This is a genomic window from Vibrio sp. HENC-03 (assembly GCF_000305755.2).
Classification (GTDB): domain Bacteria; phylum Pseudomonadota; class Gammaproteobacteria; order Enterobacterales; family Vibrionaceae; genus Vibrio; species Vibrio owensii.
The window spans coordinates 282795-305851 of record NZ_JH976124.1 but is presented as its reverse complement, the minus strand read 5'-3'; the positions used below and the strand labels follow the sequence as shown (position 1 = coordinate 305851).

General features: G+C 45.6%; 26 protein-coding genes and 1 pseudogene. 13 read left to right on the top strand and 14 right to left on the bottom strand.

Annotated elements, in window-relative coordinates; genetic code table 11:
* Nucleotides 1-55: 55 nt before the first annotated feature.
* From VCHENC03_RS11030 to VCHENC03_RS0125975, 3 genes and pseudogenes are all read right to left on the bottom strand, one after another.
* On the bottom strand, nt 56-949 hold the full coding sequence (locus VCHENC03_RS11030) for a DMT family transporter (RefSeq protein WP_009706394.1): 894 nt from the start codon (nt 947-949) through the stop codon (nt 56-58).
* A gap of 134 nt (nt 950-1083) precedes the next feature.
* A complete protein-coding gene (locus VCHENC03_RS11035) occupies nt 1084-1893 on the bottom strand; it encodes an alpha/beta hydrolase (protein WP_009706393.1) in 810 nt (269 codons plus the stop codon).
* A 187-nt stretch (nt 1894-2080) separates the two neighbouring features.
* A pseudogene (locus tag VCHENC03_RS0125975) lies at nt 2081-2437 on the bottom strand (VOC family protein).
* A gap of 259 nt (nt 2438-2696) precedes the next feature.
* Between VCHENC03_RS0125975 and VCHENC03_RS11040 the strand changes: the two are divergent.
* The 3 genes from VCHENC03_RS11040 to sodC all read left to right on the top strand — a co-directional run bounded on the left by VCHENC03_RS11040 (nt 2697) and on the right by sodC (nt 5316).
* On the top strand, nt 2697-4211 hold the full coding sequence (locus VCHENC03_RS11040; RefSeq protein ID WP_009706391.1) for a catalase: 1515 nt from the start codon (nt 2697-2699) through the stop codon (nt 4209-4211).
* Nucleotides 4212-4311: 100 nt separating this feature from the next.
* Entirely contained in the window at nt 4312-4779 is a 468-nt protein-coding gene (locus VCHENC03_RS11045; protein ID WP_009706390.1) for an ankyrin repeat domain-containing protein, read from the top strand.
* Between the two features lie 24 nt (nt 4780-4803).
* Nucleotides 4804-5316: a superoxide dismutase family protein gene (gene sodC / locus VCHENC03_RS11050; RefSeq protein WP_009706389.1), complete on the top strand. Its 513-nt coding sequence runs from the start codon at nt 4804-4806 to the stop codon at nt 5314-5316.
* A 98-nt stretch (nt 5317-5414) separates the two neighbouring features.
* Here the strand turns inward: sodC and VCHENC03_RS11055 are convergent, their stop codons facing one another.
* Entirely contained in the window at nt 5415-6068 is a 654-nt protein-coding gene (locus tag VCHENC03_RS11055) for a nicotinamidase (protein WP_009706388.1), read from the bottom strand.
* A 32-nt stretch (nt 6069-6100) separates the two neighbouring features.
* On the bottom strand, nt 6101-6826 hold the full coding sequence (locus VCHENC03_RS11060; protein ID WP_005436370.1) for an NUDIX domain-containing protein: 726 nt from the start codon (nt 6824-6826) through the stop codon (nt 6101-6103).
* A 390-nt stretch (nt 6827-7216) separates the two neighbouring features.
* Here VCHENC03_RS11060 and pncB point away from each other — a divergent pair, with 390 nt between their 5' ends.
* On the top strand, nt 7217-8527 hold the full coding sequence (gene pncB, locus VCHENC03_RS11065) for a nicotinate phosphoribosyltransferase (protein WP_009706387.1): 1311 nt from the start codon (nt 7217-7219) through the stop codon (nt 8525-8527).
* A 42-nt stretch (nt 8528-8569) separates the two neighbouring features.
* Here the strand turns inward: pncB and VCHENC03_RS0125970 are convergent, their stop codons facing one another.
* Nucleotides 8570-8752, bottom strand: a complete 183-nt coding sequence (locus tag VCHENC03_RS0125970) for a hypothetical protein (protein WP_032802795.1) — start codon at nt 8750-8752, stop codon at nt 8570-8572.
* A 227-nt stretch (nt 8753-8979) separates the two neighbouring features.
* Between VCHENC03_RS0125970 and VCHENC03_RS11070 the strand changes: the two genes are divergently transcribed.
* The 3 genes from VCHENC03_RS11070 to VCHENC03_RS11080 all read left to right on the top strand — a co-directional run bounded on the left by VCHENC03_RS11070 (nt 8980) and on the right by VCHENC03_RS11080 (nt 10444).
* Entirely contained in the window at nt 8980-9339 is a 360-nt protein-coding gene (locus tag VCHENC03_RS11070; RefSeq protein ID WP_005436373.1) for a hypothetical protein, read from the top strand.
* A gap of 18 nt (nt 9340-9357) precedes the next feature.
* Nucleotides 9358-9705: a GlpM family protein gene (locus VCHENC03_RS11075; RefSeq protein ID WP_009706386.1), complete on the top strand. Its 348-nt coding sequence runs from the start codon at nt 9358-9360 to the stop codon at nt 9703-9705.
* A gap of 220 nt (nt 9706-9925) precedes the next feature.
* The gene (locus VCHENC03_RS11080) at nt 9926-10444 is read left to right on the top strand and encodes a glycine zipper 2TM domain-containing protein (protein WP_009706385.1); all 519 of its coding nucleotides are present in this window, start codon (nt 9926-9928) and stop codon (nt 10442-10444) included.
* Between the two features lie 81 nt (nt 10445-10525).
* Here VCHENC03_RS11080 and VCHENC03_RS11085 read toward each other — a convergent pair whose 3' ends face one another.
* Nucleotides 10526-11617, bottom strand: coding sequence for a transporter substrate-binding domain-containing protein (locus VCHENC03_RS11085; protein WP_009706384.1), 1092 nt, complete (start codon nt 11615-11617; stop codon nt 10526-10528).
* Nucleotides 11618-11946: 329 nt separating this feature from the next.
* Here VCHENC03_RS11085 and VCHENC03_RS11090 point away from each other — a divergent pair, with 329 nt between their 5' ends.
* Nucleotides 11947-13626 carry a hypothetical protein gene (locus VCHENC03_RS11090; protein ID WP_009706383.1) on the top strand — a complete coding sequence of 560 codons (1680 nt, stop codon included), beginning with the start codon at nt 11947-11949 and terminating at the stop codon, nt 13624-13626.
* A gap of 87 nt (nt 13627-13713) precedes the next feature.
* Here VCHENC03_RS11090 and VCHENC03_RS11095 read toward each other — a convergent pair whose 3' ends face one another.
* The gene (locus VCHENC03_RS11095) at nt 13714-14622 is read right to left on the bottom strand and encodes a DMT family transporter (RefSeq protein ID WP_009706382.1); all 909 of its coding nucleotides are present in this window, start codon (nt 14620-14622) and stop codon (nt 13714-13716) included.
* 94 nt (nt 14623-14716) lie between these two features.
* On the opposite strand from VCHENC03_RS11095, the gene VCHENC03_RS11100 reads away from it, so the two are divergent.
* Entirely contained in the window at nt 14717-15601 is an 885-nt protein-coding gene (locus VCHENC03_RS11100) for a LysR substrate-binding domain-containing protein (protein ID WP_009706381.1), read from the top strand.
* A 47-nt stretch (nt 15602-15648) separates the two neighbouring features.
* Here VCHENC03_RS11100 and VCHENC03_RS11105 read toward each other — a convergent pair whose 3' ends face one another.
* Nucleotides 15649-16461: a 5'-methylthioadenosine/S-adenosylhomocysteine nucleosidase gene (locus VCHENC03_RS11105; RefSeq protein ID WP_009706380.1), complete on the bottom strand. Its 813-nt coding sequence runs from the start codon at nt 16459-16461 to the stop codon at nt 15649-15651.
* 193 nt (nt 16462-16654) lie between these two features.
* Nucleotides 16655-17164, bottom strand: a complete 510-nt coding sequence (locus VCHENC03_RS11110; RefSeq protein ID WP_009706379.1) for a copper resistance protein NlpE — start codon at nt 17162-17164, stop codon at nt 16655-16657.
* 198 nt (nt 17165-17362) lie between these two features.
* Between VCHENC03_RS11110 and VCHENC03_RS0125965 the strand changes: the two genes are divergently transcribed.
* Complete coding sequence (locus VCHENC03_RS0125965) at nt 17363-17593, top strand: hypothetical protein (RefSeq protein WP_032802794.1); 231 nt, start codon at nt 17363-17365, stop codon at nt 17591-17593.
* Nucleotides 17594-17669: 76 nt separating this feature from the next.
* On the opposite strand, the gene VCHENC03_RS11115 is transcribed toward VCHENC03_RS0125965, so the two are convergent.
* From VCHENC03_RS11115 to VCHENC03_RS11125, 3 genes are all read right to left on the bottom strand, one after another.
* A complete protein-coding gene (locus VCHENC03_RS11115) occupies nt 17670-18911 on the bottom strand; it encodes a quaternary amine ABC transporter ATP-binding protein (protein WP_009706378.1) in 1242 nt (413 codons plus the stop codon).
* A complete protein-coding gene (locus VCHENC03_RS11120) occupies nt 18904-19803 on the bottom strand; it encodes an ABC transporter permease (protein WP_009706377.1) in 900 nt (299 codons plus the stop codon). Before VCHENC03_RS11120 ends, VCHENC03_RS11115 begins: the two co-directional genes overlap by 8 nt.
* 88 nt (nt 19804-19891) lie before the next feature.
* The gene (locus VCHENC03_RS11125; protein ID WP_005452943.1) at nt 19892-20884 is read right to left on the bottom strand and encodes an ABC transporter substrate-binding protein; all 993 of its coding nucleotides are present in this window, start codon (nt 20882-20884) and stop codon (nt 19892-19894) included.
* Between the two features lie 341 nt (nt 20885-21225).
* Here VCHENC03_RS11125 and VCHENC03_RS0125960 point away from each other — a divergent pair, with 341 nt between their 5' ends.
* From VCHENC03_RS0125960 to nqrM, 3 genes are read left to right on the top strand one after another with little or no spacing between them, the layout of a single operon-like run.
* Complete coding sequence (locus VCHENC03_RS0125960; RefSeq protein WP_005452940.1) at nt 21226-21516, top strand: DUF134 domain-containing protein; 291 nt, start codon at nt 21226-21228, stop codon at nt 21514-21516.
* Nucleotides 21513-22010 (top strand): NifB/NifX family molybdenum-iron cluster-binding protein, encoded by a 498-nt coding sequence (locus tag VCHENC03_RS11130; RefSeq protein WP_009706375.1) that lies wholly within the window; start codon nt 21513-21515, stop codon nt 22008-22010. Before VCHENC03_RS0125960 ends, VCHENC03_RS11130 begins: the two co-directional genes overlap by 4 nt.
* The gene (nqrM, locus tag VCHENC03_RS11135) at nt 22010-22213 is read left to right on the top strand and encodes a (Na+)-NQR maturation NqrM (RefSeq protein ID WP_009706374.1); all 204 of its coding nucleotides are present in this window, start codon (nt 22010-22012) and stop codon (nt 22211-22213) included. The genes VCHENC03_RS11130 and nqrM overlap by 1 nt, the downstream gene beginning before the upstream one ends.
* Here nqrM and VCHENC03_RS11140 read toward each other — a convergent pair.
* Nucleotides 22210-23016 (bottom strand): phosphotransferase, encoded by an 807-nt coding sequence (locus VCHENC03_RS11140; protein WP_009706373.1) that lies wholly within the window; start codon nt 23014-23016, stop codon nt 22210-22212. The genes nqrM and VCHENC03_RS11140 overlap by 4 nt on opposite strands.
* Nucleotides 23017-23057 lie beyond the last annotated feature (41 nt).

The following is a 23057-nucleotide window of genomic DNA, read 5'->3' as shown; positions in this document are numbered from 1 at the left end:
ATTAAAAGGCCGCTTGAACAGCGGCCTTATTTGGTTTTATGACGCCTAAAAACGGTTAAGTGACTTTCTCTTTTCGTTTCGCCAGCATCGCGGCGGGAGAGAAGCCGGTCACCAACATTGTCCCGCTTAGCACCAGAATGGTCCCTATGATGGTATTGAAGCCGATTGGCTCATCTAGAATCAGATAGCCCCATAAGATTCCGAAGACTGGAATGAGGAAGGTAACCGAAAGTGCCGATGCTGGGCCTACTTCTGATACCAAACGGAAGTAAAGCAAATACGCCAAACCGGTACAAACCACACCGAGAGCAACCACAGAGCTCCACTCTATACTGGTTGGCTCTGCACGCATTGGTAAAAATGGCAGTAGCGGAAGTACCCAAATCACCGCTGCCCACATACTGCCGTGTGCATTGTTGAAAGCCGGAATCTGAGGAGCATTCTTAGTGTAGTTGGTTGCGATCCCATAGCTACATGCGGCCAACAAGCTAGCAATGATCGGCAGAATCGCCTCCTCTCCAATCTTCACCGCGCTCCAACCGACTAATACTGCGACGCCAGTGATACCAATCGCCATGCCAAGAATCGCTTTCTTGGTCAGCGGGCTGCGATACCAGATAAAGCCAATCAGTGCGCCCCAAATAGGAGCCGTTGAGTTGAGTATCGATAAAGTTGAGGCATTGAGCGTCTGCGCAGCATAGGCGAAAAACAGAAACGGTGCCGCAGTGTTAAACAATCCAATAATGAAGAAATGTTTGGTATGTGCGGTGAAGGAGAGTTTCTTTTTGAGATAAATGGAGATGAGCAATAAGGCAATTGCTGCAAACCCCACTCGAAATTCGATTAAGTAAGCCGGTCCGAACGTATTGGCGGCGACTCGCATAAATAGAAACGAGCCACCCCAAATAGCAGCGAGACAAAGTAAGCGAAAAAAACTGGCTGCGGTCATGTTACATCCTTGGTCGAGGTCTAGCGCCTCATTGATTAATTGTTGCGCTAACAGTGGATTAAACCAAGGATGAGATCAACCAGAAATGCAACGCCAGTTCCGAATCTGGCTACCGCTGACTTGTTTTGATGATCTTAAATTTCTTCTTTTGGAAACAAGATTGGCAGACTGTCTCTATAAGTGTGGTACCACATCACGCCGTGGTTTAATCCGTTGTAGTGAATTAAAGGAGGCAGAGTGAACCCTTGGTACTCTTTCGATTTAATATGGCTGTAGAAGATATCTACCCAATAAAAATTCCCAGTTCTGCCAGATGTGGCGCTAAAAATCGCCGTCACTTCGAGCCAAGGAGAAATAAGGTAGCGCTCTTCCTCTATAGGGTAGATGGTGTCTTCAATACGCCAAAAAGAACCATCAGAGATGATAAAGTTTGAGAAAAACTCGGCACCAACATCTTCCGTTAGCATCACATAAGCGGATTTCGCACCGCCAAACGAATGTCCAGCTAATGTGCGCTGAGTCGGATCGATATCGTACTCTGCTTCAACAATTGGAATAAGTTCCTGCGTAAGAAAGAGATAGTAATCATCTACGCCCGGAGGCAAGTAATCAATGTCTCTGCGTCCCGGTGGGCCTTCGTGAACGGCAACGAGAATGACTTCAGCACCGTATTCATCGATAAGCTCTGCGAAGCTCAATCCTGTTCCTCCACCATCCGAGACAAAGATGACGGGCAAAGAAGTGAGTCGGTCTTCGTAGTTCTCAGGCAAATAAACATCATATGGGTAGGTGACGCCCGTGATGTTGGAAAAGATGCTTGCCTGTATTTGATTGAGATTGTTGTCCGATGTTGAGGAATCCATACCGGAGCCATCACCACCTCCGCATGCCGATAACACTAGCCCTAAAGAAAGGGCGATGAACCAACGCTTCAAAACTTCCATGTTTTACCTTTACTTTTGATTTAAAGAACAAAAGCAACTGTATAAGATTTGAGCAATCAAAAAGCCCCGCGCTATCAATAAATGAAAAGGCGGGGCGAGCGGGTTTGTAACTCTTCGAGTCAATTATCGAATGCGGTAGTACGTTATTGTTTTACCTGTCATTAATTATTGTTTTACTTGTCACTAATTATTGGTTTTCAGACCAGGCCGCGAACTCATTGCCACTTGGTTCGGTAAAATGGAAACGACAACCTCCCGGAAATTCGAAGATAGGGCGTATGATTTGCCCCCCGAACTGTTCGACTTTGGCTAACGTGGCGTGAATATCCGCGCTATAGAACACCAATAGTGCTGCCCCATTTGTTGTTTGGCTGACTTGCTCTGCTGCATAAAATCCACCGTCCAAGCCTTGACCTGAAAAGGCGCTGTACTCAGGACCATAATCAACGAAGCGCCATCCAAAGGCTTGCTCGAAAAACTGTTTAGTCGCATTGATGTCTCGCGTGCCAAACTCAACGTAATTTTACTTTTCATGTTGGTGCATTCTGGTGTCCTTTTCATCGCTGTGCTTTTCTGTCAGTGTATTAACTCTTCCGTCGAGTTTCTCAGCTCGAGTCTAGGTTTTATTAATCAAACTGATAAAACCTCAAAAATTTCATTGGTTATCCCTATTAAATCTATCGTTATCTCCCATTAAACAAATGTAATCATTGAAGATATATTCTTCGTGGGCAGAAAAGAGCTTTTGAGTATCCATTGACCACTCGACTGGTTAAATGGTTAGCACGCATTGGAGAGCAACCATGCAGATGTCAAAAAGCTTTTTATTAATTACAGTTGGCTTAGCCAGCACATCTCTACAGGCGCAAACCCTGACAAGAGACAACGGTGCACCAGTCGGTGATAACCAGAATTCAATCACAGCAGGTGAAAACGGCAGCGTATTGCTGCAAGACGTTCACCTGATCCAAAAATTGCAGCGTTTTGCCAGAGAGCGAATTCCTGAGCGTGTGGTGCATGCTCGTGGTACAGGTGCTCATGGTGAGTTTGTTGCATCGGGTGATTTTAGTGACTTAACGGTTTCCGCTCCTTTTACTAACAAAGGAAAGGCAACTCCTGTTTTCGTACGTTTTTCGACCGTTATTCACTCAAAAGGATCACCTGAGACACTTCGCGATCCTCGTGGTTTCGCCACTAAATTTTATACTGAACAGGGTAACTGGGATCTGGTAGGGAACAACCTGCCTGTGTTCTTCATCCGCGATTCAATTAAGTTTCCGGATATGGTGCACTCTCTAAAACCGTCTCCTGTTACCAACGTTCAGGACCCAAACCGATTCTTTGATTTCTTCAGTCATGAGCCGAGTGCGACCAACATGCTGACTTGGGTTTATAGCAACCTAGGTACGCCAGCAAGCTATCGCACAATGGACGGCTTTGGTGTGCACGCTTACAAGTGGATCAATAAGCAAGGCGATGTGAACTATGTGAAGTTCCAATGGAAGAGCCAACAAGGTATCGAAAGCCTGCGTCCTGATGAAGTAACCGCAATGCAGGGTAAAGATTTCAACCATTTAACCAATGATCTGTACAAAGAAATTGGGCGTGGTAACTACCCTAAGTGGGATCTCTACGTGAAGGTGCTGTCACCAGAAGCCCTGAGCAAACTGGATTACAACGGGTTGGATGCGACCAAAGTATGGCTGAATGTACCGGATCAAAAAGTCGGCACTATGACGTTGAACCGCCTACCAGAAAATTTCTTTTTAGACACTGAACAGTCGGCATTTGCGCCTTCGAACTTGATTCCTGGTATCGAACCATCGGAAGACCGTTTGCTACAAGGCCGTTTGTTTGCTTATGCAGATACACAGCTGTACCGCGTGGGTGTGAACTTATTCCAGCTGCCAGTAAACCGTCCTTTAGCATCAGTGAACAACCATAACCAAGATGGATTGAGCAACAACGCGAAGCAAGGCAATGGTGATGTGAACTACGAGCCAAGTCGTAAACTGGCGCTGGCAGAAGACACGCAATTTAAAGCGGTTGAAACCAAGCTGGCTGGCACTGTTCAACAAAAAGCGATCAGCAATCCTCGCAACTTCTACCAAGCGGGTGTGTTGTACCGCAGCATGAACGAGCAAGACCAGAGTGATTTGATTGCTAACTTAGCGGGCGACCTGAACAAGGTGATGGATAAAGACGTTAAGGAAACCATGGTGAGCTATTTCTATCGCGCAGATAAAGAGTACGGCACGCGTCTGGCAGAGGCGACAGATACCAATCTCAAGCAAGTGAAAAATAAAGCGATGATGTAAGCAATAAGTTTTGACCTGCGGGAGGTTTATCTGCTCTTTTCTGCCCGAAAATCAGGGCTCCCGTGGGTCATTCTCAAATTCTGTTAGTGAGGGTGAGTAAATGAAAACCGTGTTTTTGCTCAGTGCCGTTCTGTTCTCTTTGAGCTTCTCGCTGAGCTTATTGGCTGCCGAAGACAAACTGGAAGAGGAATACCAATCTTTGGTTGAACTGTTCTTTGACGCAGCGCGAATTGGCAATAACGAAGTGGTCGATACATTTGTTTCTCAAGGCTTCCCAATCGACCAACGTAACACTCAAAGCTATACCGCATTGATGGTGGCAGCGTATCAAGGACATAGAGAAACCGTTCGCTTGCTGCTCGACTCCGGCGCTAACGCCTGCCTGCAAGATAAACGTGGTAACACTGCATTAATGGGCGCACTCATCAAGCGTGAAATCGGCATAGCGAAAGACCTCTATCAAGCGGACTGTTCACCAGAGCTGCGCAATAAAGCAGGGTTAAATTTGAAAGAGTTTGCCGAGATCTATGGTCAATCCAATGTGTTGAAATCGCTTCAACACTGGTAAATAACAATAAATAGGACCCACAGTATGAATAAAACAACATGGCTCGCTGCACTAACGCTTCTCTCTTCCCCAACTTTTGCCGAGACAGTAAGCGTAGAAATGATTGACCTTGGCTCTGGGCAATCAACCGGGACCGTGATGATCAGCGACAGTGATTACGGCACCGTTTTTACGCCGAAACTACAGGGTTTACCTGCTGGTACACATGGCTTCCACTTACACACTAACGGCTCATGCGACAGCGTTACCAAAGAAGGTAAAACGATACTTGGCGGTGCTGCCGGAGGGCATTATGACCCAGAAAAAACAGGCAAGCATGGCTTCCCTTGGACGGACGACAATCACCTTGGCGATTTACCCGCGCTTTACGTGAATGCTCATGGTGTGGCGGACCAGCCAGTATTAGCACCACGAGTAAAACTTGATGACGTAAAAGGTCGTGCTTTGATGGTTCATGCGGGGGGCGATAACCATTCTGACCATCCGGCGAAACTTGGCGGTGGTGGTGCCCGCATCGTGTGTGGTGTGATTAAGTAACCCCCTTCTTAGATGCCACAAACAAAAAACGGTCCAGATAAGCTGGACCGTTTTCTTTTTGAGCAAAAGCTGATGGGCTTAGTTTAAACCGACTTAAATTACGCAAAGTTCTCGACGATGATGTCATCTGCATTTCTAACAAAGACTGCGCCTTTCTCTTCCATCTCCGCAATCACTGCATCGATAGTACCTGGCAATACCGCGCGGCTAGAGGCTAGGTTCACAATCACTTTGAAACCTAAATCGAGAGCTTGAGTCACGGACTTCTTCACACAAAAATCAAGCGCTAAGCCACCAACAACAACCGTATCGATGTTGTTGAACTTGAGGAACTCATGCGCACCTGTGGTTTTTGTATCAGCTACGTCGTGGAAAAAGATGCCATAAGGGTGTGCGTCTGGGTCCATGCCTTTGTTGACTTGGAAATCGTACTCCAGAACAGGAGGTAGACCGTCCAGTAGTTCAACGCCCGTAGTACCAAGCACGCAATGGCGGTTCCACTTAATGTCCACATTAGGTAGGCCGACAGGTTCAAGCATATTCGCTGGCGTTTCTGCGTCCCAAGCCGCTTTTGGTGGGTGCAAATCACGGCTAACAAGCTTTAAGCGACCTTTAGTGTGGTTCTTTAATAGCTCTGGAACGATTTCTAATGCGCCAGTGACGGGTAATTCGTCAGGGCAAAGTTCAGTGAAGCCTTTTTCAGGATCCACGTCGATCACTGCGGTGGTTTGGTAGTTAACTCGAACGGTCATGGCAGACTCCTTGTCTGTCTTTTGTGCTTGCGTTAACCACGCAAACAGTTTTGGAAAAAGGTCACTTCGTCGCTTGCTAGGGTATACACCATGGCTGGCTTACCGCCTTTACCTTTGTTGGTGGAAGCGACTTTGTTGGTTGGCTTTAGAACACCAGAATCAATCAAGCGGCGTTTGATCGTCATACGACTGATATCGATACCGAACTCTTGGTAAGCGGCAATGATGTCTGCGACCAAAAATTCTTTATCGAGTGCGAACAACAGTACTGAGGTGTATTCAATAGAGGCACGCAGCTTCTGCCACGCTTTTTCAATCATCTTTTGGTGATCAAAAGCGAGGGTTTCTTCACCATCAAGGATTGCTTGCAGCGGGAACCACTTCAAATGACATTCTGGTACACCAGCGTTGTCGATTTGTTCTTTGTTATTGCGGTCTACTAAGGCGTAGTGGGTGATGTTCAGGCTCCAATCTTCAGGGTCACGCTTTGGGTCGCCATCGACAAAAGCTTCACTAAAGTGGCGAGGGTAGGTGTGAATTTTTTCACGGCAGATTCTACGTCGTGCTGCTTCGAAGTTTTCGTCTGCTGCTCGTCCACCTTCGTGCGTCATGTCTTTATCAAACACAAATCCACCAGGCAAAGCCCACACGCCATGGTAGGGGCGTTCTGGATTTGAGCGTTTGATCAGCAACACTTCCAACCCTTTATCGGCACAGCCAGATAGTCTGAATGGAATGATGTCGACAGTTACGATCATGATTGGGTCCTGAGATTGATTTGTAAGTAATCTAGCGCATAACAAGTAGTCAATCAATGGGTAAGTAACCGATTGTTAGAAACGTACATGTATTTTCTTAGTGGTGGTGTTTAAGCATGAAAGTGCGTATCTGTTCAGGTTATCCACAATAGCTGTTGGATTATTGCGCGTAAAAACCTTATAAAAAAGAGTGGTTAGTAACAAAAGTTGACAAACTAATAGTGGGTGTTTATTGTTTACGCAATTTAGTTAGTAACAACAAGTTATATACCCAAGTTTGCCTTGTTGAGAACTTCCCACCAACTTCGTTGGGAAAACAATAAGATGCGGTTTGCACCGTGCTGAGGGAATTTGGGTATAAACGAAAAAGGGCGTGTAGAAGGGCTCCGAATGACCACCAATTTATTTTCGTCTCGCATCATTCAAAGTGCGTTAGATTTTGACGTATACAAAGTGAATATGATGAGTGCTGTTGCAGCGCTTTATCCAGATGCGATGGTGTCCTACAAATTCATTGTTCGCAGTGAAGAAGACCTATCTGAACTACTACCAGATGTGAAAGCGGAAGTTCTTAAACTGCAAGACATCACTTTCTCAGCAGAAGAAATCGAGTACATGAAAGGCGTCGCGCCTTATCTTAGCTCTGAGTTTGTTGACGCTCTGCATGCATTTCGTTTTAACCCTCAACGTGACGTTTCTTTCAATACTAAAACCATGGTTGATGGCACTAGCCAATTACGCATCACCATCAATGGTCTGTGGAAAGAAACCATTCTCTACGAAACCATTATCATGAGTATTGTGTCCGAAGTGCGCAGCCGTGCACGTTGGGCAGACATTCCAGTTGAGCAATTCCAATCTGTTCTTAAAAAGAAAGTTAGTCATCTAAAATCCGAACTAACACGCCGCAATATCACTAACTTTAAGTTTGCTGATATGTCGACTCGTCGTCGTTTCTCGTTCCAAGCACAGCGTTCAATGCTGCAGTATCTGAGCGAAGAGTTGCCTGACAGCCTTACCGGAACCAGTAACTACCATTTGGCGAAAGAGCTCGATCTTACGCCAATCGGTACGGTGGCACACGAATGGTTTATGGGGCACCAAGCGCTCGTGAATGTTCGTGATTCACAAAAGGTAGCATTGCAACGTTGGCAAAAGATGTTTAACGGCGCGCTAGGCATTGCTTTAACAGACACCATTGGTATTGATGCGTTCTTAAAAGACTTCGATGAAGAGCTAAGTAATGCTTACGCTGGTGTTCGTCATGACAGTGGTTGCCCTTACACATGGGGCGAGAAGATGATTGAGCATTACCAATCGCTTGGTATCGACCCTATGACCAAAACCTTGGTGTTTACAGACGGCTTAAACTTTGACCAAGCATTGGACATTTGTGAGCACTTCCAAGGTCGAGTACAAATCAGCTTTGGTATTGGTACGTTTTTGGCAAACGATATGGGCGAGTACACTAACAAGCAAGGTGTCGCGTATAAGCCACTTTCAATCGTAATCAAGATGGTTTCGTGTAATGGCTCTCCAGTGGCGAAAATCAGTGATGAGCCAGAGAAAGCGATGTGTGAAGACATTTTCTTTTTGATGAATTTGAAGCGTCGTTTTGAGCAGCCGCTCGATCTCGATGAGTGTCGCGTATTGCTTGATCGTCTAGAAAACGAGGGCGATAACTACCTTATCGACGCTTAAATATCGACATGAGTCATGATGAAAAAGGGTGGTGCAATGTCATCACTCTTTTTGTGATTCACACACTTCGTTGTATTTGATTTCGCACAGCGCGCCGCATTTTGTGCGATAGGGAAGACGTTTACTTCCCGTGTTAGCGCGAACCCTCTTTACAATAAGCCCTTCTAGATTGGCACTTTTCAGGTGCTTTTCGCGAACCTTCTTCCAGTAGTCATCAAAAGCCATACGTCACCTTGTTGTCATAATTATTTTTATAAATGTGACGCTATTCTATGCAACACAACTCTGTTTCTAATGTCAGAAAAATCCTAAAAACCGTTAAGTAAATGGCGATTTGTTGTAACGCTCTCGTTTCTTGATTTTTACCTTCTATGGTTTCGATAAATTAATATCGGCAAACCTAACAGGCGATTTGGTTATAGTACAAGCAAAGGTCAAGTCAGGAATGAACGATGAATTTGGTTGTGCATCTACAAAAAAAAGCGATCAACAAACACGGCTATGAGTGGGCAACGCGCCAAGCTTGGAAGTGTGGGATTAAAGCTAATCTTGTGAAACGAGTGATCGGGATCTTCAAAGGTCAGATCGTTTGTGTTGTCGAAGGTTGTCGTGCTGAATTGACAACACCAATCAACAACCCTTTACATGATGATGAGAAGCAAGGCCGTTATGTATTTGTTGGTGGCATCTTCTGGGAACCAAACAACGTTATCGCACCTGGTTTTCCTGATTTTATGTTTATGCACCTACGCAGTCTGAGTCATCGTCATAAGTATCTAACCGATGATGAGCTGTTTTTAAGCCTAGCTTAGGGTGTTCGGCATACACTGATGACCAGTTTGTTTCTTAAATCTTTGCTTGGTGCCGTGGCAGTATTGATTATTGCCATGCTATCGAAGTCGAAAAGCTTTTATATCGCAGGGCTCGTGCCTTTGTTTCCGACCTTTGCTCTGATCGCGCACTTTATTGTCGGTAGCGAGCGAGACATGGAAGCTCTGCGCCAAACAGCGTTGTTTGGCATCTATTCTTTGATTCCTTATGCGGCGTACCTAATTTCTGTTTTCTACTTTAGCTACCGCTTGAGCTTGGTGGGGACATTGACGGCTGCGACGCTGGTATGGGTCATGTTTGCCTCGATGTTGCTTGCATTTTGGACTCGTTGGGTGGTGCCTGCCTAAAGTTTGCTCAACTTGGCATTGTAGTTAGCCCAATATTCATTGCTCAAACTGATGTGATCCCGCTCCAATTGACCTTTCTCTGAGCTTTCTCTAACACGGCGTTTATAAAACGCTGTATTTTAACCTGCTAATGACCGGACGTTTGTTTTCACCTGATGTGAATTTTTCTTCTAGATTTACTATATCGCCAAACAAAGATAACCGTATCGGAAAGTAAATCATGAATATGAAATCTATCGCAATCGCAACAGCGGTTGTTGCAGTACTAGCGGGTTGTAAAGACAAAACGCCACCAGCACCAACAGAAGCAAATATCACGCTTGTTGAAGCGGTAACAGAAACTGTGAAAAACCCACACCAAGTGTGTAAAGACGTGGTAGTGACACATCAAGTAGAACCAACGGACAACAACAAAATCCTTGGTACTGTGGGTGGTGCAGCGGCAGGTGCTGCATTGGGTAACCAAATCGGTGGTGGTTCAGGTAAAGTGATTGCGACGGCTGCAGGTACTGTTGCAGGTGCGATGACAGGTCGTAAGATCCAAGACAATGTACAAAAGGGTGATGTTGTGACATCAACTGAGAAGCAATGTCACACTGAATACACCACGTCTGAGAAAGTAGTGGGTTACGATGTCACTTACGAAGTTGCTGGCGCGCCAACAACCGTTCGTATGCAAAGCAAACCTGCAGGTAAAACTTTCCCAATTCAAGATGGTAAAGTGGTTCTACCGCAATAATCGCCAACGAGATTGAATGCAAAAGCCCTTTTGTTCATTGAACTTAAGGGCTTTTTTCGTTTTAGAAGACAGTGGTGAACACTACTTGTCTGCAAAATAATCGACCAGAATCTTACGCCATTTCCGTGATTCACGAATTTGCAGTAGAGCGCGATTGATCTCTTCTTCATACGGGTTGTTTTCCGTAATGATGAAGCCATAGTTCTGTTTTTCTAACTGGTAAGGCAGCACCTCTAAATCTTCATATTGCCCCGATATTCTGCCGTTACCAATCATGTATTTGAGCACGACGTCATCGGCAACGATTGCTTCGACTTCTCCAGTATCCAACGCATTTAAAAGCGCGGTCATGTCTTGATAATCTTGATGACGAATACCGAAGCTTGTCAGTAACAAAGATGAGGTGGTTGCGGTTTTGGTTCCCACTTTGACATTGGCGAGATCGTTAATGCTTTTGATTTGAGAATAGCCTTGGCTTAGGGTCAATTTGCTGGCCAGCACGGCGGTGATACTGGCGATAAAGAGCATGCTAAACACACCAATAAACACCGTGACGATTCGTCCTGTTAAACTCTTAAACTCGAAGTAGTTAAAGGGGCCTCGTGTAATGAAAAGAAGTCCAAGGATAAAGCTCTCAACCCAACGTCCTACTCGGCTTTTCATCGAGTACAGCTTTTCATTTTTCCCTTCTTCTATCGCGTAGAAAAATGCCCCAACCAAACCTGCAACCAGAATGATTGCGCCAACGATTAACCACAATGCAGGGTTCATGAAGATCGATTGTAAGGTATGTAGGTACCCTTGATTTTTAACTGCAATCGCAAGGTGGGTCTCATAGAAAGAGTGGGAGAAGTCTGCGAATAACTCACGTTCGGGAGTAATAGAAATGCATGACACGCCAATGTCGATTTGTTCCGTTTCTATCGAGTTAAGAAGATCATCCAATGGGTGGTTTTCGAAAGTGAACTCGACATTCATCTCTTTGGCTATTTGCTCCCACAACTCAATACTGAGGCCGTTTAGCTCCGAATCAACAGAGCCGATGACAAAAGGTGGGCAGGGGTAAGTCCCTACTTTTAGTGAAGATGCAGAAGCATAAGGGCTGAAAACAGAGAAAAGAAAGAGCGTTGAAAGGACAAAAGATTGAAGCGTCGATTTGAAACCAATTTGCATGCGCAGACCCTCAAAAAAGAGGCAGCGATGAATCGAATCAAAAAGCGAATGCTCGCTCTAAAAATGCCAGAGTGCTGAGAAAGTAGGAGAGGTGATGACGATTTCAATACTGCCCTAGTTTTATTATTTACTGTTTTAACTATAGCAGCTGATGCCTATCTGAGGCTCCTTCGAACGTTTAGGCAACCTAAATTGTATGCGAGTTGCTTACAAAACCGGTGTTATCGATGGATTATTAAGCGTCTGTAAGCCAACGTAAGAATCGCCAGAAAACAGGATTTTTTTGTTTATTATCCCTTCTATCGAACGGTGTTTTATTGGGAGAAGGAATGAAAAATCAAGTATTGGCGTTGAGCATTGCTGTGGCATTGTCTGGTTGTGGTTCAGAAGGGAAAGACCAAAGCACATCCACAACCAACACATTTACTTCTGAGTGTGGAGACCAACTGTCAGCTCAAGAGCCGGGTTTGTCGTTTGTTGTGAAAGGAGACGTCGCAGAACTGCAAGGTGTTATTTGTCAGGGTTCACCAAAGGCGTTTGAGCAAATGATGACAAAACACGCCAACGTGAAGCAGCTCAAGTTTATCAGTATTGATGGTTCCGTTGATGATGAATCAAACCTCGAACTGGCTTATCAAGTTCGCGCTAAACAGCTGGATTCCTATATTGCGAGCAGTGGGCAAATTGCTTCTGGCGGCACTGATTTGTTTTTGGCAGGTGTAAACCGAACGATTGAGAGCGGCGCAACGATTGGTGTTCATTCATGGGCAACGGAAGATCAAGTTGCAACGGATTTTCCTGTTGGTCACAAATATCATCAACCTTACATCGATTACTACAAAAAGATGGGTTTGCCAGACCCAGAAGGTTTCTACTACTTCACGATTAATGCAGCGCCGGCGCAAGACATACACAACATGTCTGAGCAGGAGATAACCAAGTATGGCCTCGGTAAACTGGTCTCTTCAGAAGGCGAAACGGCTTTGACCAGTGAGGTTGATAGTAAGCTTTTCGAGCAACTTAATGCCTCTGTGAATGCACTGAAATTTCAAGCCGTTTGGGGCAGTTATGGGGACTACTTATCAGGTACGCCAGCTTACTTTCTACGTTTGGATGAAAAGAGCAGCACGCCAGTCACTGCCTATTTGCTCAATCCTTCCAAAGTCCCAGAAGAAGCACAAAAGTTAGGTGTCAATGAAAGTGGCGCGTTGAATATCTATCAATACGAAACCAATATGCACGTCTTTCATGACGCAATAAACAAAGGCAATGGGGCGTATGAGAGGCAATATGCGTTTAATGGAGCGAAGTACTATCTCCAAGTGTATAAGCCGTCAGAGACCTTCGTAAAAGGTGAGCATCAACGCAACACCATTGCATTAGCTGTGCATGAGATGTTTCATGATTATCAACTGGAGCACTTTAGCGACCCTGCTAATTACTTTAACGAGCTCAACGGTTACCCTGTGAATGTAGAGCAGATAACTTACAAGCTAGCGGTACTGGATCTGTTTAAATCTTTGCCTAAAACAATGACCCAAGACGAAGCGAAAACCATGCTTAAGCAATACATCGCTTTGACTCAGGAGCAAATCAATATTGATACCAGCAGTAAACGTTATGCGAAGAATATGGGGCTAGGCCAAGAGTTGTTTGAAGGCAGCGCTTGGTATGTTGAAGTGATGGCATTGAGAAATGCGCTACCGAATTTTTCCGAGCTCAAGTTCGTTGATAGCTACGCGTTTACGACTCAGTATCAAAATCGTGAAAGTGTGGAGTCTCAGTTTGGTTGGGGGTACTTCTATTCAAGTGGTGCAGCCGCAATTTATGCGTTGAAGGCGGCAGGCTATGACATCCTTCAATTGGAAAAAGGAGTGACACCCTTTAAGGCCGCAAAGCAGGTGGTGGGGACCTTTGATATTACTGGCACCTTGAACCAAATCAAACAGACTACTGACTTTAAAGCGTTACAGCAAAAAGCGCTAACCATTAATGCCATCAAAAACTAATGAGTCGATAATCCACGAAAGACAAGGCTCATCTGTGTTGCCCTAAAACAAAAAGCCGAGCGATGAATGCTCGGCTTTTTTCGTAGTTTACGCTGCTGGCGCTTGATGATGTTTTTGCTCTTCCGCGAGTTTGGCGGCTTGGGCTTGTTTTTGTTTGCGGCGTTCGCGCTTGGATAGCCAAACCAGAGGCACCACAATCATCACCGTGCCAATTGCCATAAAGATATCTGGCACTTCACCAAACCAAATCAAACCAACGATTACGGCACCAATTAAGCCGCTGTATTCCGCGCTGGCGATTTTGTTGCTATCGATAGAGCGATAAGCCAATACACAAGTTGCCGCGTAAATCATGATGAATAGGCTTGAGCCTGCCGCAACAGGGAATGAGCTCCAATCCCACGCTTCACCCTCAATAAACACCAACAGTAGAGACAGAGGAATGCCGGCTAGGTTAGTCATCAATAGCGTGTGTGGCACTGATTGGTTCTTTGGCAACTTGCGAATCAACAGGTTGTTGATTGCTAACGTAACCGCGACAACCAGAGCAGATAGTGCCGCCCAATCAACTTGATCAGGACGAATAATCACAAGCACACCTGCAAAGCCCATCACTGCCGCTGCAATAGATTGTGCAGAAAGCTTCTCTCCAAAGAAGATCGCTGCCAGTGGCAACATGATCAAAGGAGCGGCATAAAAGATCGCATTTGCGGTGGCGAGCGGCATAGACGAGATAGCAAACACCATGAAAATTGCGCCTGTTAGCCAAACGTGCGCACGCACAGCATGCCATTTAAAGCCTTCCATCAATGGCGCTTGTTTGGTGAGCAAGAATACAGGTAACAAAATCATCACTGCTGACAGCTGTCGGTAAAACACGAACTGAAAAACCGGCACCTCGTTACCGACACTTTTGATCAAAGCGTCTGAGAGCACCGCAATTAGGTTACCAACAATTAATAGCAGCATGGCTGCGCCGACAGATGTGACTTTCACGTTATTCCTCTCCTCATTCTTTGCCAAAGAGTAGGTGATGTCATAGGATGAAGTGAAATGATATTTATTAGTTTAAGTATGAGATTTTTAGATAATGAAATTGCCACCTCTGAGAGCGGTTCACTGTTTCGAATCTGTTGCACGTAATTTGAGCTTTTCCCTTGCAGCAGAAGAGCTCAACGTAACCCAAAGCGCCGTGAGTCATCAGATTCGTATATTAGAAGACTACCTTGGTGAAGCTCTGTTTATTCGACAAGGTCGTAAGCTGTCTCTCTCGGATACGGGGTTTCGTTATCTTGAAGACATCAGCCCTGCGATCAGTGCCATTGCGATGGCGAGCCAAAAAGTGCGGGAAGGTGAAAAGGGCAGTCTACGTTTGGCGATTTACAGTTCTCTGGCGGTGAAATGGTTGATCCCACGATTGGCGGACTTCAAGCGTCAGCATCCAGAAATCGATCTCACGCTCAACATGGTTGCGGGAGACCCAGAGCAAACCGACAGTGTTGGTGATTGCTTTATCACGGTACAGAAGCCAAAGCGCAACTACATGGCAGTTCGCTTATATGACGAGACCTTGTATCCGGTATGCAGCCTCAACATTTGGAAGGAAATTCAAGATCAACCGATGCCAGATGCGCTTTGGCACTATCCGATTCTTTCTACTGACTCTATCTATCGCGAGCGCGGTAAAGATTGGGCGGAGTGGTGTAAAGCTGGTGGATTTGAGCTGCCAAAGGACATTGATATGCAGCATTTCAGTCACATGCTGCTGGCTATCGAAGCTGCTCGTTACGATCAGGGCATTACGTTTGCCAATGACTTCATGTTGAATGAGCGGGATAAGGCTCAGGACTTGGTTTATATCCCCTCTCACGGCTTAGAAACGGGGGACAGCTTTTACTTCGTGCATAAGAAGAATCGAGCTCGCCAGCCAGAAATCATTAAGTTGACCAACTGGCTTAAGCAGCAGTGTTTATAAACAAGAAAGGGAGGCACTCGGCCTCCCTTTGCGATTCAAAAAAGCGACTATTGTTTTTTGATCAGCGCTTTAATCACATCAATCGTGTATAGCTGACAATCGACCGCAGTTTGTGGTTCGAAGTCTTGCTTGTGTTGATCTGTGTTCGAAAGGATACGGATGCCAACGAAAGGCACTTGATAAGCTTGAGCAACCAATGCCGCTGATGACGTTTCCATTTCTTCAACAGACGTACCGTACGTTTCATGGAACCAGTTGATACGATCCACTTCGCGGTTCCATTCGTCCGCTGAGCCAATCAAGCCTTTCACGACTTTGCCTTTCTTGTATTCTTCAGACAAAGAAAGAGCGGTTTCAACCAGTGCCGGATCCGCTTTGAATTGTTTGTGTTCAACAAACTCGCCGTTTTCACGTAGACGCATGGTTACGTCGAAGTTCTGCCATTTCGTTGGGTCGATGCCTTTGCCTTTTTCAGTAAACTCAGACTTGTAAGAGCCCATGTTGAAGCTGGCTTCACCCACGACAATGTCACCACGGTATAGCTCAGGATCGTGGCCGCCCGATGTACCTTGGTTGATGATGTACTTAGGATTGAAGTGTTCAATCGCAATCGTGGTAGAAGCGGCAGCGTTCGCTAAGCCAACCTCGGTGCGAGATACGACAACTGGGTAACCATCGATTTCACCTTGCCAGAAAGTCCAAGAGCCAACGGTGGTTTCTTTCGCATCATCCAATGCTTCAACCAATGTACTGGTTTCAATATCCATTGCACCCTGAACAAGAATAGGTTGAGTTTGAGCGAAAACAGAGAAGGAAAGTACTGCAGGAACAAGTGCAGCGAAACGTTTAAAGATTTGCATACGACATACTTACAAATAAAAAAGATGGCGCAATCTATCAATAGCAATCGTTTGCGTCAATTGGTTGGATTGTTATTTTTCTTAATAAATGAAAATTCTTGATTGTCGTTCTAATTAACGAGAATGAAAAAATCCGAGCGGGGGAGGCTCGGATTTGGTCTTTATCAGGATTAAATTGAATTGCTATTCAGCATTAAGGCATCTTGCTCAGGTTGTAGAATGAAGCCAACTCGCCTGTTGCTTTGTCACCGTTCATGTCCAGCTTCATTAGCATGTTTTCGCCAACGAAGTACTGGTTTGGACCAGACTCATCAACCAGTGTAATGGTGTTGCCTGATTCGTTCCAAGTGAACTTACCTTCTGACTTGATTGGGTCGCCTTCTTTGCCTTCATAAAGCTCTACCAATGAGTAAGTTCCGTCTTCGTTCAGCGTTAGCGTGGTATCGATACCGGCACAATCTGCACAAGGAAGCTTACCTTTGTAAATGCCGTTCCAATCCAATGCATTTTGCGCATTGTGGCCAGAATCTACGAACGTGTCTGGAGTGATCACTTGCTCTTCTTCAATTGGTGTCGCATCAACCGTGCTTTCAACTTCAGTGGCTTGAGGAACGTCAACCGCAGTTGTCTCCGCTGGTTTCTCATCCTGACAGCCTGCTAGAATAATGACCGCACCTGTGAGTGCTAATAATGTCTTTTTCATTTTATTCCTCTCTAAATCAACAAGTTGACATACCAAAGTAATCTCGTTGCATGTATGCTAAGGTCACTTAGGTATACCGTGATAATAATAGACTTGTTTCCTAGACCTGCGTCAGAACAAAGCAAACCATTGAACAGCCTCTGTTAGAAAAACTCTTTAACGTCAGTGATTTGCAAAGAAGAAGGAAAAGGAAAGAAAATGGAAGAATTAGTTATAGGTGCGCTTAGGGTATTGGGAGCACTTATCCGTTGGTTGTTGATCGAACTTTTTTTAGACAGGGTTGCTTACAGTATCGGTTACGCGGGATTGTATATTCTGACGCTAGGTAAAAGACCGCATCGTCCCGTCTCGACAGAAATGCGGGGACGGATTGCTCTGCTTGGTATCGTGTTGATTCTGTTAATCTTTGCACTGCTTATATGGCTGTAGGGATAGTAATAACACCAATATTGAAGAGACAGTAAAGCAAACAAAAAGGCTCATCAGATGATGAGCCTTTTGCGTATTAGGATGCCTTATCCATTGCTGGTGGCGTTTTGACCTCCTTTGACGGAGATTCCTCTTCGGTATTATCCGTGAAGATTTCGGCCACGGCGCTTCGTTCTAGTTCGCCTTGCAGATTACCTTCGTCATCAACAACTGGCAGTGAGTAGTCACAAGACATGGTGTCCGGTAGCACTTCTTCAATCACAGAATCAGGAGAGACAACAGGCACTTCTTCGTAGATTTCTTCATCGAGTTCTTGTGCTGCATCGGTTTTCGCAGCGTCAAGCAAGCTCTCTTTGGTCACCACACCTTGATAGCCATCGTCGGTTACGTGGTAGGCATAGTCTTGCTTCACGCGTTTCATTTCTATCAAGGCTTCTTCAATGGTCGTCGCTGCAATGCGATACGCTGGCGGCTGCATCACGGTTTCTACGGTCAGAGCGCGTGCTCGGTTAACGTCCTTAACGAAGGCTTCTACATACTCATCAGCAGGATGAAGCAGAATTTCGTCTGGAGAACCTTGCTGTACCAATTCGCCGTCTTTCAAGATAGCAATACGGTCGCCTAAGCGAAGCGCTTCGTCCAAGTCGTGAGTAATAAAGATAATGGTCTTGTGTAGCTTCTCTTGCAGCTCAATTAGCTGATCTTGCATCTCACTGCGGATCAGTGGGTCGAGCGCCGAGAAGGCTTCATCCATCAATAGGATCTCAGCGTCGGTCGCCAATGCGCGAGCCAAACCAACACGTTGTTGCTGGCCACCAGAAAGTTGTGCAGGGTATTGGTTCTCGTAACCTTTGAGGCCTACTGTTTCCAACCATTCGTTGGCTTTGGCAAGACGTGCTTCTTTCTTGATGCCTTGGATTTCTAAGCCGTAAGCTACGTTGTCGACCACAGTTCGGTGAGGCAACAGACCAAAGCGCTGGAATACCATCGACATCTTATGGCGACGAAACTCTTCCAACTCTTTTGAGGACAACTGCATTACGTCGACGCCTTCAACTAAGATTTGTCCCATAGTCGGGTCAATCAAACGGTTGAAGTGACGAATCATAGTCGACTTGCCAGAGCCAGATAGGCCCATGATAACGAAGATTTCGCCCTTGTTGATTTGCAGGTTGATGTCTTTTAAACCAACGGTATGGCCGGTATCAGCAAGAATTTGGTCTTTGCTTTGTCCTTGCTTAACACGGTCGATAACAGAATTTGGTTTTCGGCCGAAGATCTTATACAGGCCGCTGATTTCAATAAGTGGCTTAGTCATGTTTCAGATCTCCTAGGTGTGCTTGCGTTCGTTTTGCGTAAGCTTGCGATGCACGGTCAAACAGAATCGCCAGCGCCACGATTGCCAAGCCGTTAAGCAGACCAAGCGTGAAATACTGGTTCGTGATTGACTTTAATACTGGCTGACCTAAGCCTTTTACGCCAATCATCGAAGCAATAACGACCATAGAAAGCGCCATCATGATGGTTTGGTTGATACCAGCCATGATGGTTGGCATTGCCAAAGGTAATTGCACGCCGACTAAGCGCTGCTTCTTACTGGCACCAAATGCAGTAGCGGCTTCAAGCACTTCTTTATCTACCAGTCGAATACCTAAGTTGGTTAAACGAATGACTGGTGGAATCGCGTAGATCACAACAGCAATCAAACCTGGGATCTTACCGATACCAAGGAGCATAACGACCGGAATCAGATAGACGAACGCGGGCATGGTTTGCATCACGTCGAGCAGTGGTGTCACGACGGATTGCACGCGATTGGAGCGTGCCATGGCAATACCGATAGGAATGCCGAGCGCAATGGCGAGCATGGTACACACCGTGATGATGCTGAGCGTCCGCATCGTGTCTTCCCACATGCCAAAGTACCCAATCAGGATTAATGACACGAAACACGCGACAGCCAGTTTCCACGATCGGCTTGCGGCATAAACCAACGCGGTACATACACCAAGGATGATCATCCATGGTGTAGAAATGAGGAGTTTTTCGAACCAAACGAGAAATGAGAGAAGAGGATCGAAGAATGATTCAATAAGGTCGCCGTATTCGCGAGAGAAATCGCGGTAGGCACCATCTAAGGTTTTGCGGATAGCTCTGAGATCTGAGCGATCCATTTCTGGGAATTCGCTAAGCCAATTCGAGTCAGACATGTTTACTTCCTTTTCTTGCCGAGACCCAAGTGAGCCTCGGCATACAACAATTTTGGTATTCCTATACCATTTACGAAACGTCTAAGTCTTACAGTGCACCTTGCACTTTTTTAGCTACGTCTTGAGGAACCCATGCGGTCCAGATCTGTGGGTAGTTTTCTAGGAAATGGAACATGGTTTCTTCACCGTCCGCTTGGTTGTCTTCCATCCAAGCCAGCAATTGGTTCATGTCTGCATTGGTGAAACCACGTTTAGTGAAGTAGTTGTATGCAGCCGGAGAGCGTGAAGCAAACTCTTCAGTCGTAATGGTGTGAACCGGTGAAGGTGGGTACATGGTTGGTTTTGGATTTTCGCAATCAGCTTGTGTCGTACAGCTGACAAATTCTTTCTCATCAACGCCGCTACCGAAATCCACTTTCACCATATCGTACTTACCGAGAACCGCAGTTGGTGCCCAGTAGTAACCAAACCAGGCTTCTTCACGTTCGTAGGCTTTTGCTATTGAGCCAGACAGACCTGCACTTGACCCTGGGTCGATAATATCAAAGCCTGATCCGGCAAGGTCCATCGCTTTGAAAAGGTTACCGGCGCTGATTTGACAGTTCCAACCAGCTGGGCAGCTGTAAAATGCCGATTTTGCTTTGTCTTCTGGATGAGAGAACAGCTTCGCGTGTTTTTTCACACCTTCGATGGTTTTCATTTCAGGGTATTGTTTAACAAGGTAGGCAGGGATCCAGAAACCTTCTTCACCGCCATCGACGAGTGCTTTACCAGCATAGCGTAGGCGCTTTTCTTCAACACCTTTATCTAGTGCATCTTTAAGGCTGTTACTCCAAAGCTCTGGTGCCACATCGGGCTGTCCTTTTTCGATCATTGAGGTGCCAGTTGGCATGGTGTCGCCAGGGATGAGTTCGGCATCACAGCCGTAGCCGTGCTCAAGAATAAAACGGTCCACGTTGGCAATCAGTGTTGCAGAGTTCCAGTTCATATCTGCAATGGTAACCGTTCCACACTCACTTGCGTTTGCGTTGGTCGCTGCTAGCGCACCAATCGCTAGTAGTAAGGGAGTTTTGTACGTCATATTGAGTTTCCTTTCTCTAAATTGCTCACTTAGGGTAACTAATTAATCATTAGTGTTCAAACTAATGTGTTAGGTGAATTATAGCTTTGTTTGTTAATGAGCGTGAAAGTGTTGGTGAATTTTTGATGAAAATAGCCACAGAAATGAAAGGTTTTTTATCGACTCATGTCAATGAATCGTATGGTGGTTTGTATGCGCTGTTGCATTATTATTAGATGTCTAACGAATATTTCGCTATGAATACGATTTTTGCAAACTAAGATATTGGCATATGCTAAAAACTATAATTGGCATATGCCATAAACGAGCGTAAGGTTAAGGCGTTTTGTAGAGAGGATGTGATGGCGAGACCAAAAATAGAAAGACGCATATGTGGACGTGCAGCACACCATTGTTTTAAGCCCAATGGCGTACCGTTTTATGAGCTGGAGAAAGTCAACATATTGCCAGAAGAACTAGAGGCATTGAGATTGGCCGATCTGGAAGGATTGAGCCAGCAACAAGCCGCCGACCAAATGGGAGTCTCTCGCCAGACCTTTGGTAATACGGTTAAAAGCGCGCGTTTTAAAGTCGCGAAAAGCCTAGTTGAGGGTCATGCACTTGTTTTTCCTGACCAGGAGTCAAACTCATGATTTACGCTATTCCGAATGACGGCGAACGCGTCGCCAATCACTTTGTTAAAGCCCCATACATTGCGATTTATTCCGATTCAGACGGACTGTTAAAGAATCTAGCTAACATTGCTTCTATGCCACAAGCTGGCTGCAAAGCAAAATCACAACTTATCCAATCTTTGCAAGAATACAAAGTAGATGCGGTGTTGGTTCGCAACATTGGTGAACGTGCGCTGGGTAAGCTTTTGAGCAGTGGTAAACAAGTCTTTAAGCTATCGACTCGCAGTTCACTGGATGATGTGATGGGTGTGCCGCGTTCGCCATTAACGCTTGCCACGCAAGGCCGACCTTCTATCAATCACGCTAAGAAAGGTGGTTGCGGAGGCTGTGGCAGCAAAGAAGCGCCGTCGCTATTGCTTAATCCTCAATCTCAATCCAAAAAAACACGTATGACGCTTCGTCCGACGAAACTAAAAGCACTGGTTTCTTCTTATGTGAAAGAGGTGAAGTAATGGTTTGGTTGTTCACATTTCTTGGGTTCTTAGCCATCATTTTGTTGATGTCACTGGGCGTAATCTTTCACAACAAACGCATTCAAGGTAGTTGCGGTGGTTTGAATAACGTAGGCGTTGATAAAGTGTGTAACTGCGAGACCACTTGCGCAGACAACGAGCGCCGTCTCTATCAGATCCAAGAGCCGAGTTCGATAAGCTAACGCTCAGCTAAACCTGCCTCTAACGACACCGATTTGCACCACTTTGGTAATGTCTGTCTAAACCATTCTATATATTTGCTGGCTTGCGGATTGTTTCTGGAAACCAGCAAATTTGTCACTTCAATTACGATCCAAGCTTTTGCTAGTAGGACTGCAGTGGTGATTTCTGATTCTATCCCCTTTCCACCTATTGCTATGTATTGTTTTGCGACTTGTTTGTAGTCTTCCATGGTGCCCATTCCTGACACTAAGGGCGATAGGTCAATCGCAGGATGACCAGTAGAAAAACGTTCCCAATCGAACAGTACCAACTCGCCATTATCCCTTAGCCCCCAGTTGCCTGCATTACTGTCTCCGGAAAGCAGAGTTTGGGGCTTGAAGAGGCATTTTGCTTGGGTTTGAAGACGTCGGAGCTGAGCCTCGGTTTGAGCATCGAGGTGGAGGGCTTCAAATGCTGATGTTGTTGCTTCATCTGTCCACGTATGGGATTTAAATATGGCGTTATTGGTGGGCTGTGGAGTTTGATGAATTTGGGCAAGGCGCCTCAAAACTCTTGGATCTTGTTGAAGGAATGCTTGATCTACTGGGTGAGGAATGTACTCAATCCATAACGTATTTTGCTCAGCGTCGAACCCAATGAATTCTGGGACAAGGATACCTTGCTGATTAAATCTAGCAGATTGCTTTTGGTAAAACGCTACTTCAACCTGCGTAGGGTTGCGTTTCTCAATGACTTTAAGGCCTTCTTTTTCTGTTAGGAAGACTTGGGCGCTGCCCATCTGGCTTAGCTCTTTTCGTGGCATCAATCTGCTTTCCATGCTGAATGGAATTTCAAGATAAACAT

What these genes read in the sequence shown, in the direction of transcription:
- VCHENC03_RS11105 (WP_009706380.1), bottom strand. Translation starts at nt 16,461, where the DNA reads ATGCAAATCTTTAAACGTTTCGCTGCACTTGTTCCTGCAGTACTTTCC.
- VCHENC03_RS11030 (WP_009706394.1), bottom strand. Translation starts at nt 949, where the DNA reads ATGACCGCAGCCAGTTTTTTTCGCTTACTTTGTCTCGCTGCTATTTGG.
- VCHENC03_RS11115 (WP_009706378.1), bottom strand. Translation starts at nt 18,911, where the DNA reads ATGACTAAGCCACTTATTGAAATCAGCGGCCTGTATAAGATCTTCGGC.
- VCHENC03_RS0125970 (WP_032802795.1), bottom strand. Translation starts at nt 8,752, where the DNA reads ATGGCTTTTGATGACTACTGGAAGAAGGTTCGCGAAAAGCACCTGAAA.
- sodC (WP_009706389.1), top strand. Translation starts at nt 4,804, where the DNA reads ATGAATAAAACAACATGGCTCGCTGCACTAACGCTTCTCTCTTCCCCA.
- VCHENC03_RS0125960 (WP_005452940.1), top strand. Translation starts at nt 21,226, where the DNA reads ATGGCGAGACCAAAAATAGAAAGACGCATATGTGGACGTGCAGCACAC.
- VCHENC03_RS11140 (WP_009706373.1), bottom strand. Translation starts at nt 23,016, where the DNA reads ATGCCACGAAAAGAGCTAAGCCAGATGGGCAGCGCCCAAGTCTTCCTA.
- nqrM (WP_009706374.1), top strand. Translation starts at nt 22,010, where the DNA reads ATGGTTTGGTTGTTCACATTTCTTGGGTTCTTAGCCATCATTTTGTTG.
- VCHENC03_RS11120 (WP_009706377.1), bottom strand. Translation starts at nt 19,803, where the DNA reads ATGTCTGACTCGAATTGGCTTAGCGAATTCCCAGAAATGGATCGCTCA.
- VCHENC03_RS11060 (WP_005436370.1), bottom strand. Translation starts at nt 6,826, where the DNA reads ATGATCGTAACTGTCGACATCATTCCATTCAGACTATCTGGCTGTGCC.
- VCHENC03_RS11055 (WP_009706388.1), bottom strand. Translation starts at nt 6,068, where the DNA reads ATGACCGTTCGAGTTAACTACCAAACCACCGCAGTGATCGACGTGGAT.
- VCHENC03_RS11045 (WP_009706390.1), top strand. Translation starts at nt 4,312, where the DNA reads ATGAAAACCGTGTTTTTGCTCAGTGCCGTTCTGTTCTCTTTGAGCTTC.
- VCHENC03_RS11070 (WP_005436373.1), top strand. Translation starts at nt 8,980, where the DNA reads ATGAATTTGGTTGTGCATCTACAAAAAAAAGCGATCAACAAACACGGC.
- VCHENC03_RS11130 (WP_009706375.1), top strand. Translation starts at nt 21,513, where the DNA reads ATGATTTACGCTATTCCGAATGACGGCGAACGCGTCGCCAATCACTTT.
- VCHENC03_RS11080 (WP_009706385.1), top strand. Translation starts at nt 9,926, where the DNA reads ATGAATATGAAATCTATCGCAATCGCAACAGCGGTTGTTGCAGTACTA.
- VCHENC03_RS11125 (WP_005452943.1), bottom strand. Translation starts at nt 20,884, where the DNA reads ATGACGTACAAAACTCCCTTACTACTAGCGATTGGTGCGCTAGCAGCG.
- VCHENC03_RS11040 (WP_009706391.1), top strand. Translation starts at nt 2,697, where the DNA reads ATGCAGATGTCAAAAAGCTTTTTATTAATTACAGTTGGCTTAGCCAGC.
- VCHENC03_RS11090 (WP_009706383.1), top strand. Translation starts at nt 11,947, where the DNA reads ATGAAAAATCAAGTATTGGCGTTGAGCATTGCTGTGGCATTGTCTGGT.
- pncB (WP_009706387.1), top strand. Translation starts at nt 7,217, where the DNA reads ATGACCACCAATTTATTTTCGTCTCGCATCATTCAAAGTGCGTTAGAT.
- VCHENC03_RS0125965 (WP_032802794.1), top strand. Translation starts at nt 17,363, where the DNA reads ATGGAAGAATTAGTTATAGGTGCGCTTAGGGTATTGGGAGCACTTATC.
- VCHENC03_RS11085 (WP_009706384.1), bottom strand. Translation starts at nt 11,617, where the DNA reads ATGCAAATTGGTTTCAAATCGACGCTTCAATCTTTTGTCCTTTCAACG.
- VCHENC03_RS11035 (WP_009706393.1), bottom strand. Translation starts at nt 1,893, where the DNA reads ATGGAAGTTTTGAAGCGTTGGTTCATCGCCCTTTCTTTAGGGCTAGTG.
- VCHENC03_RS11075 (WP_009706386.1), top strand. Translation starts at nt 9,358, where the DNA reads ATGACCAGTTTGTTTCTTAAATCTTTGCTTGGTGCCGTGGCAGTATTG.
- VCHENC03_RS11110 (WP_009706379.1), bottom strand. Translation starts at nt 17,164, where the DNA reads ATGAAAAAGACATTATTAGCACTCACAGGTGCGGTCATTATTCTAGCA.
- VCHENC03_RS11100 (WP_009706381.1), top strand. Translation starts at nt 14,717, where the DNA reads ATGAAATTGCCACCTCTGAGAGCGGTTCACTGTTTCGAATCTGTTGCA.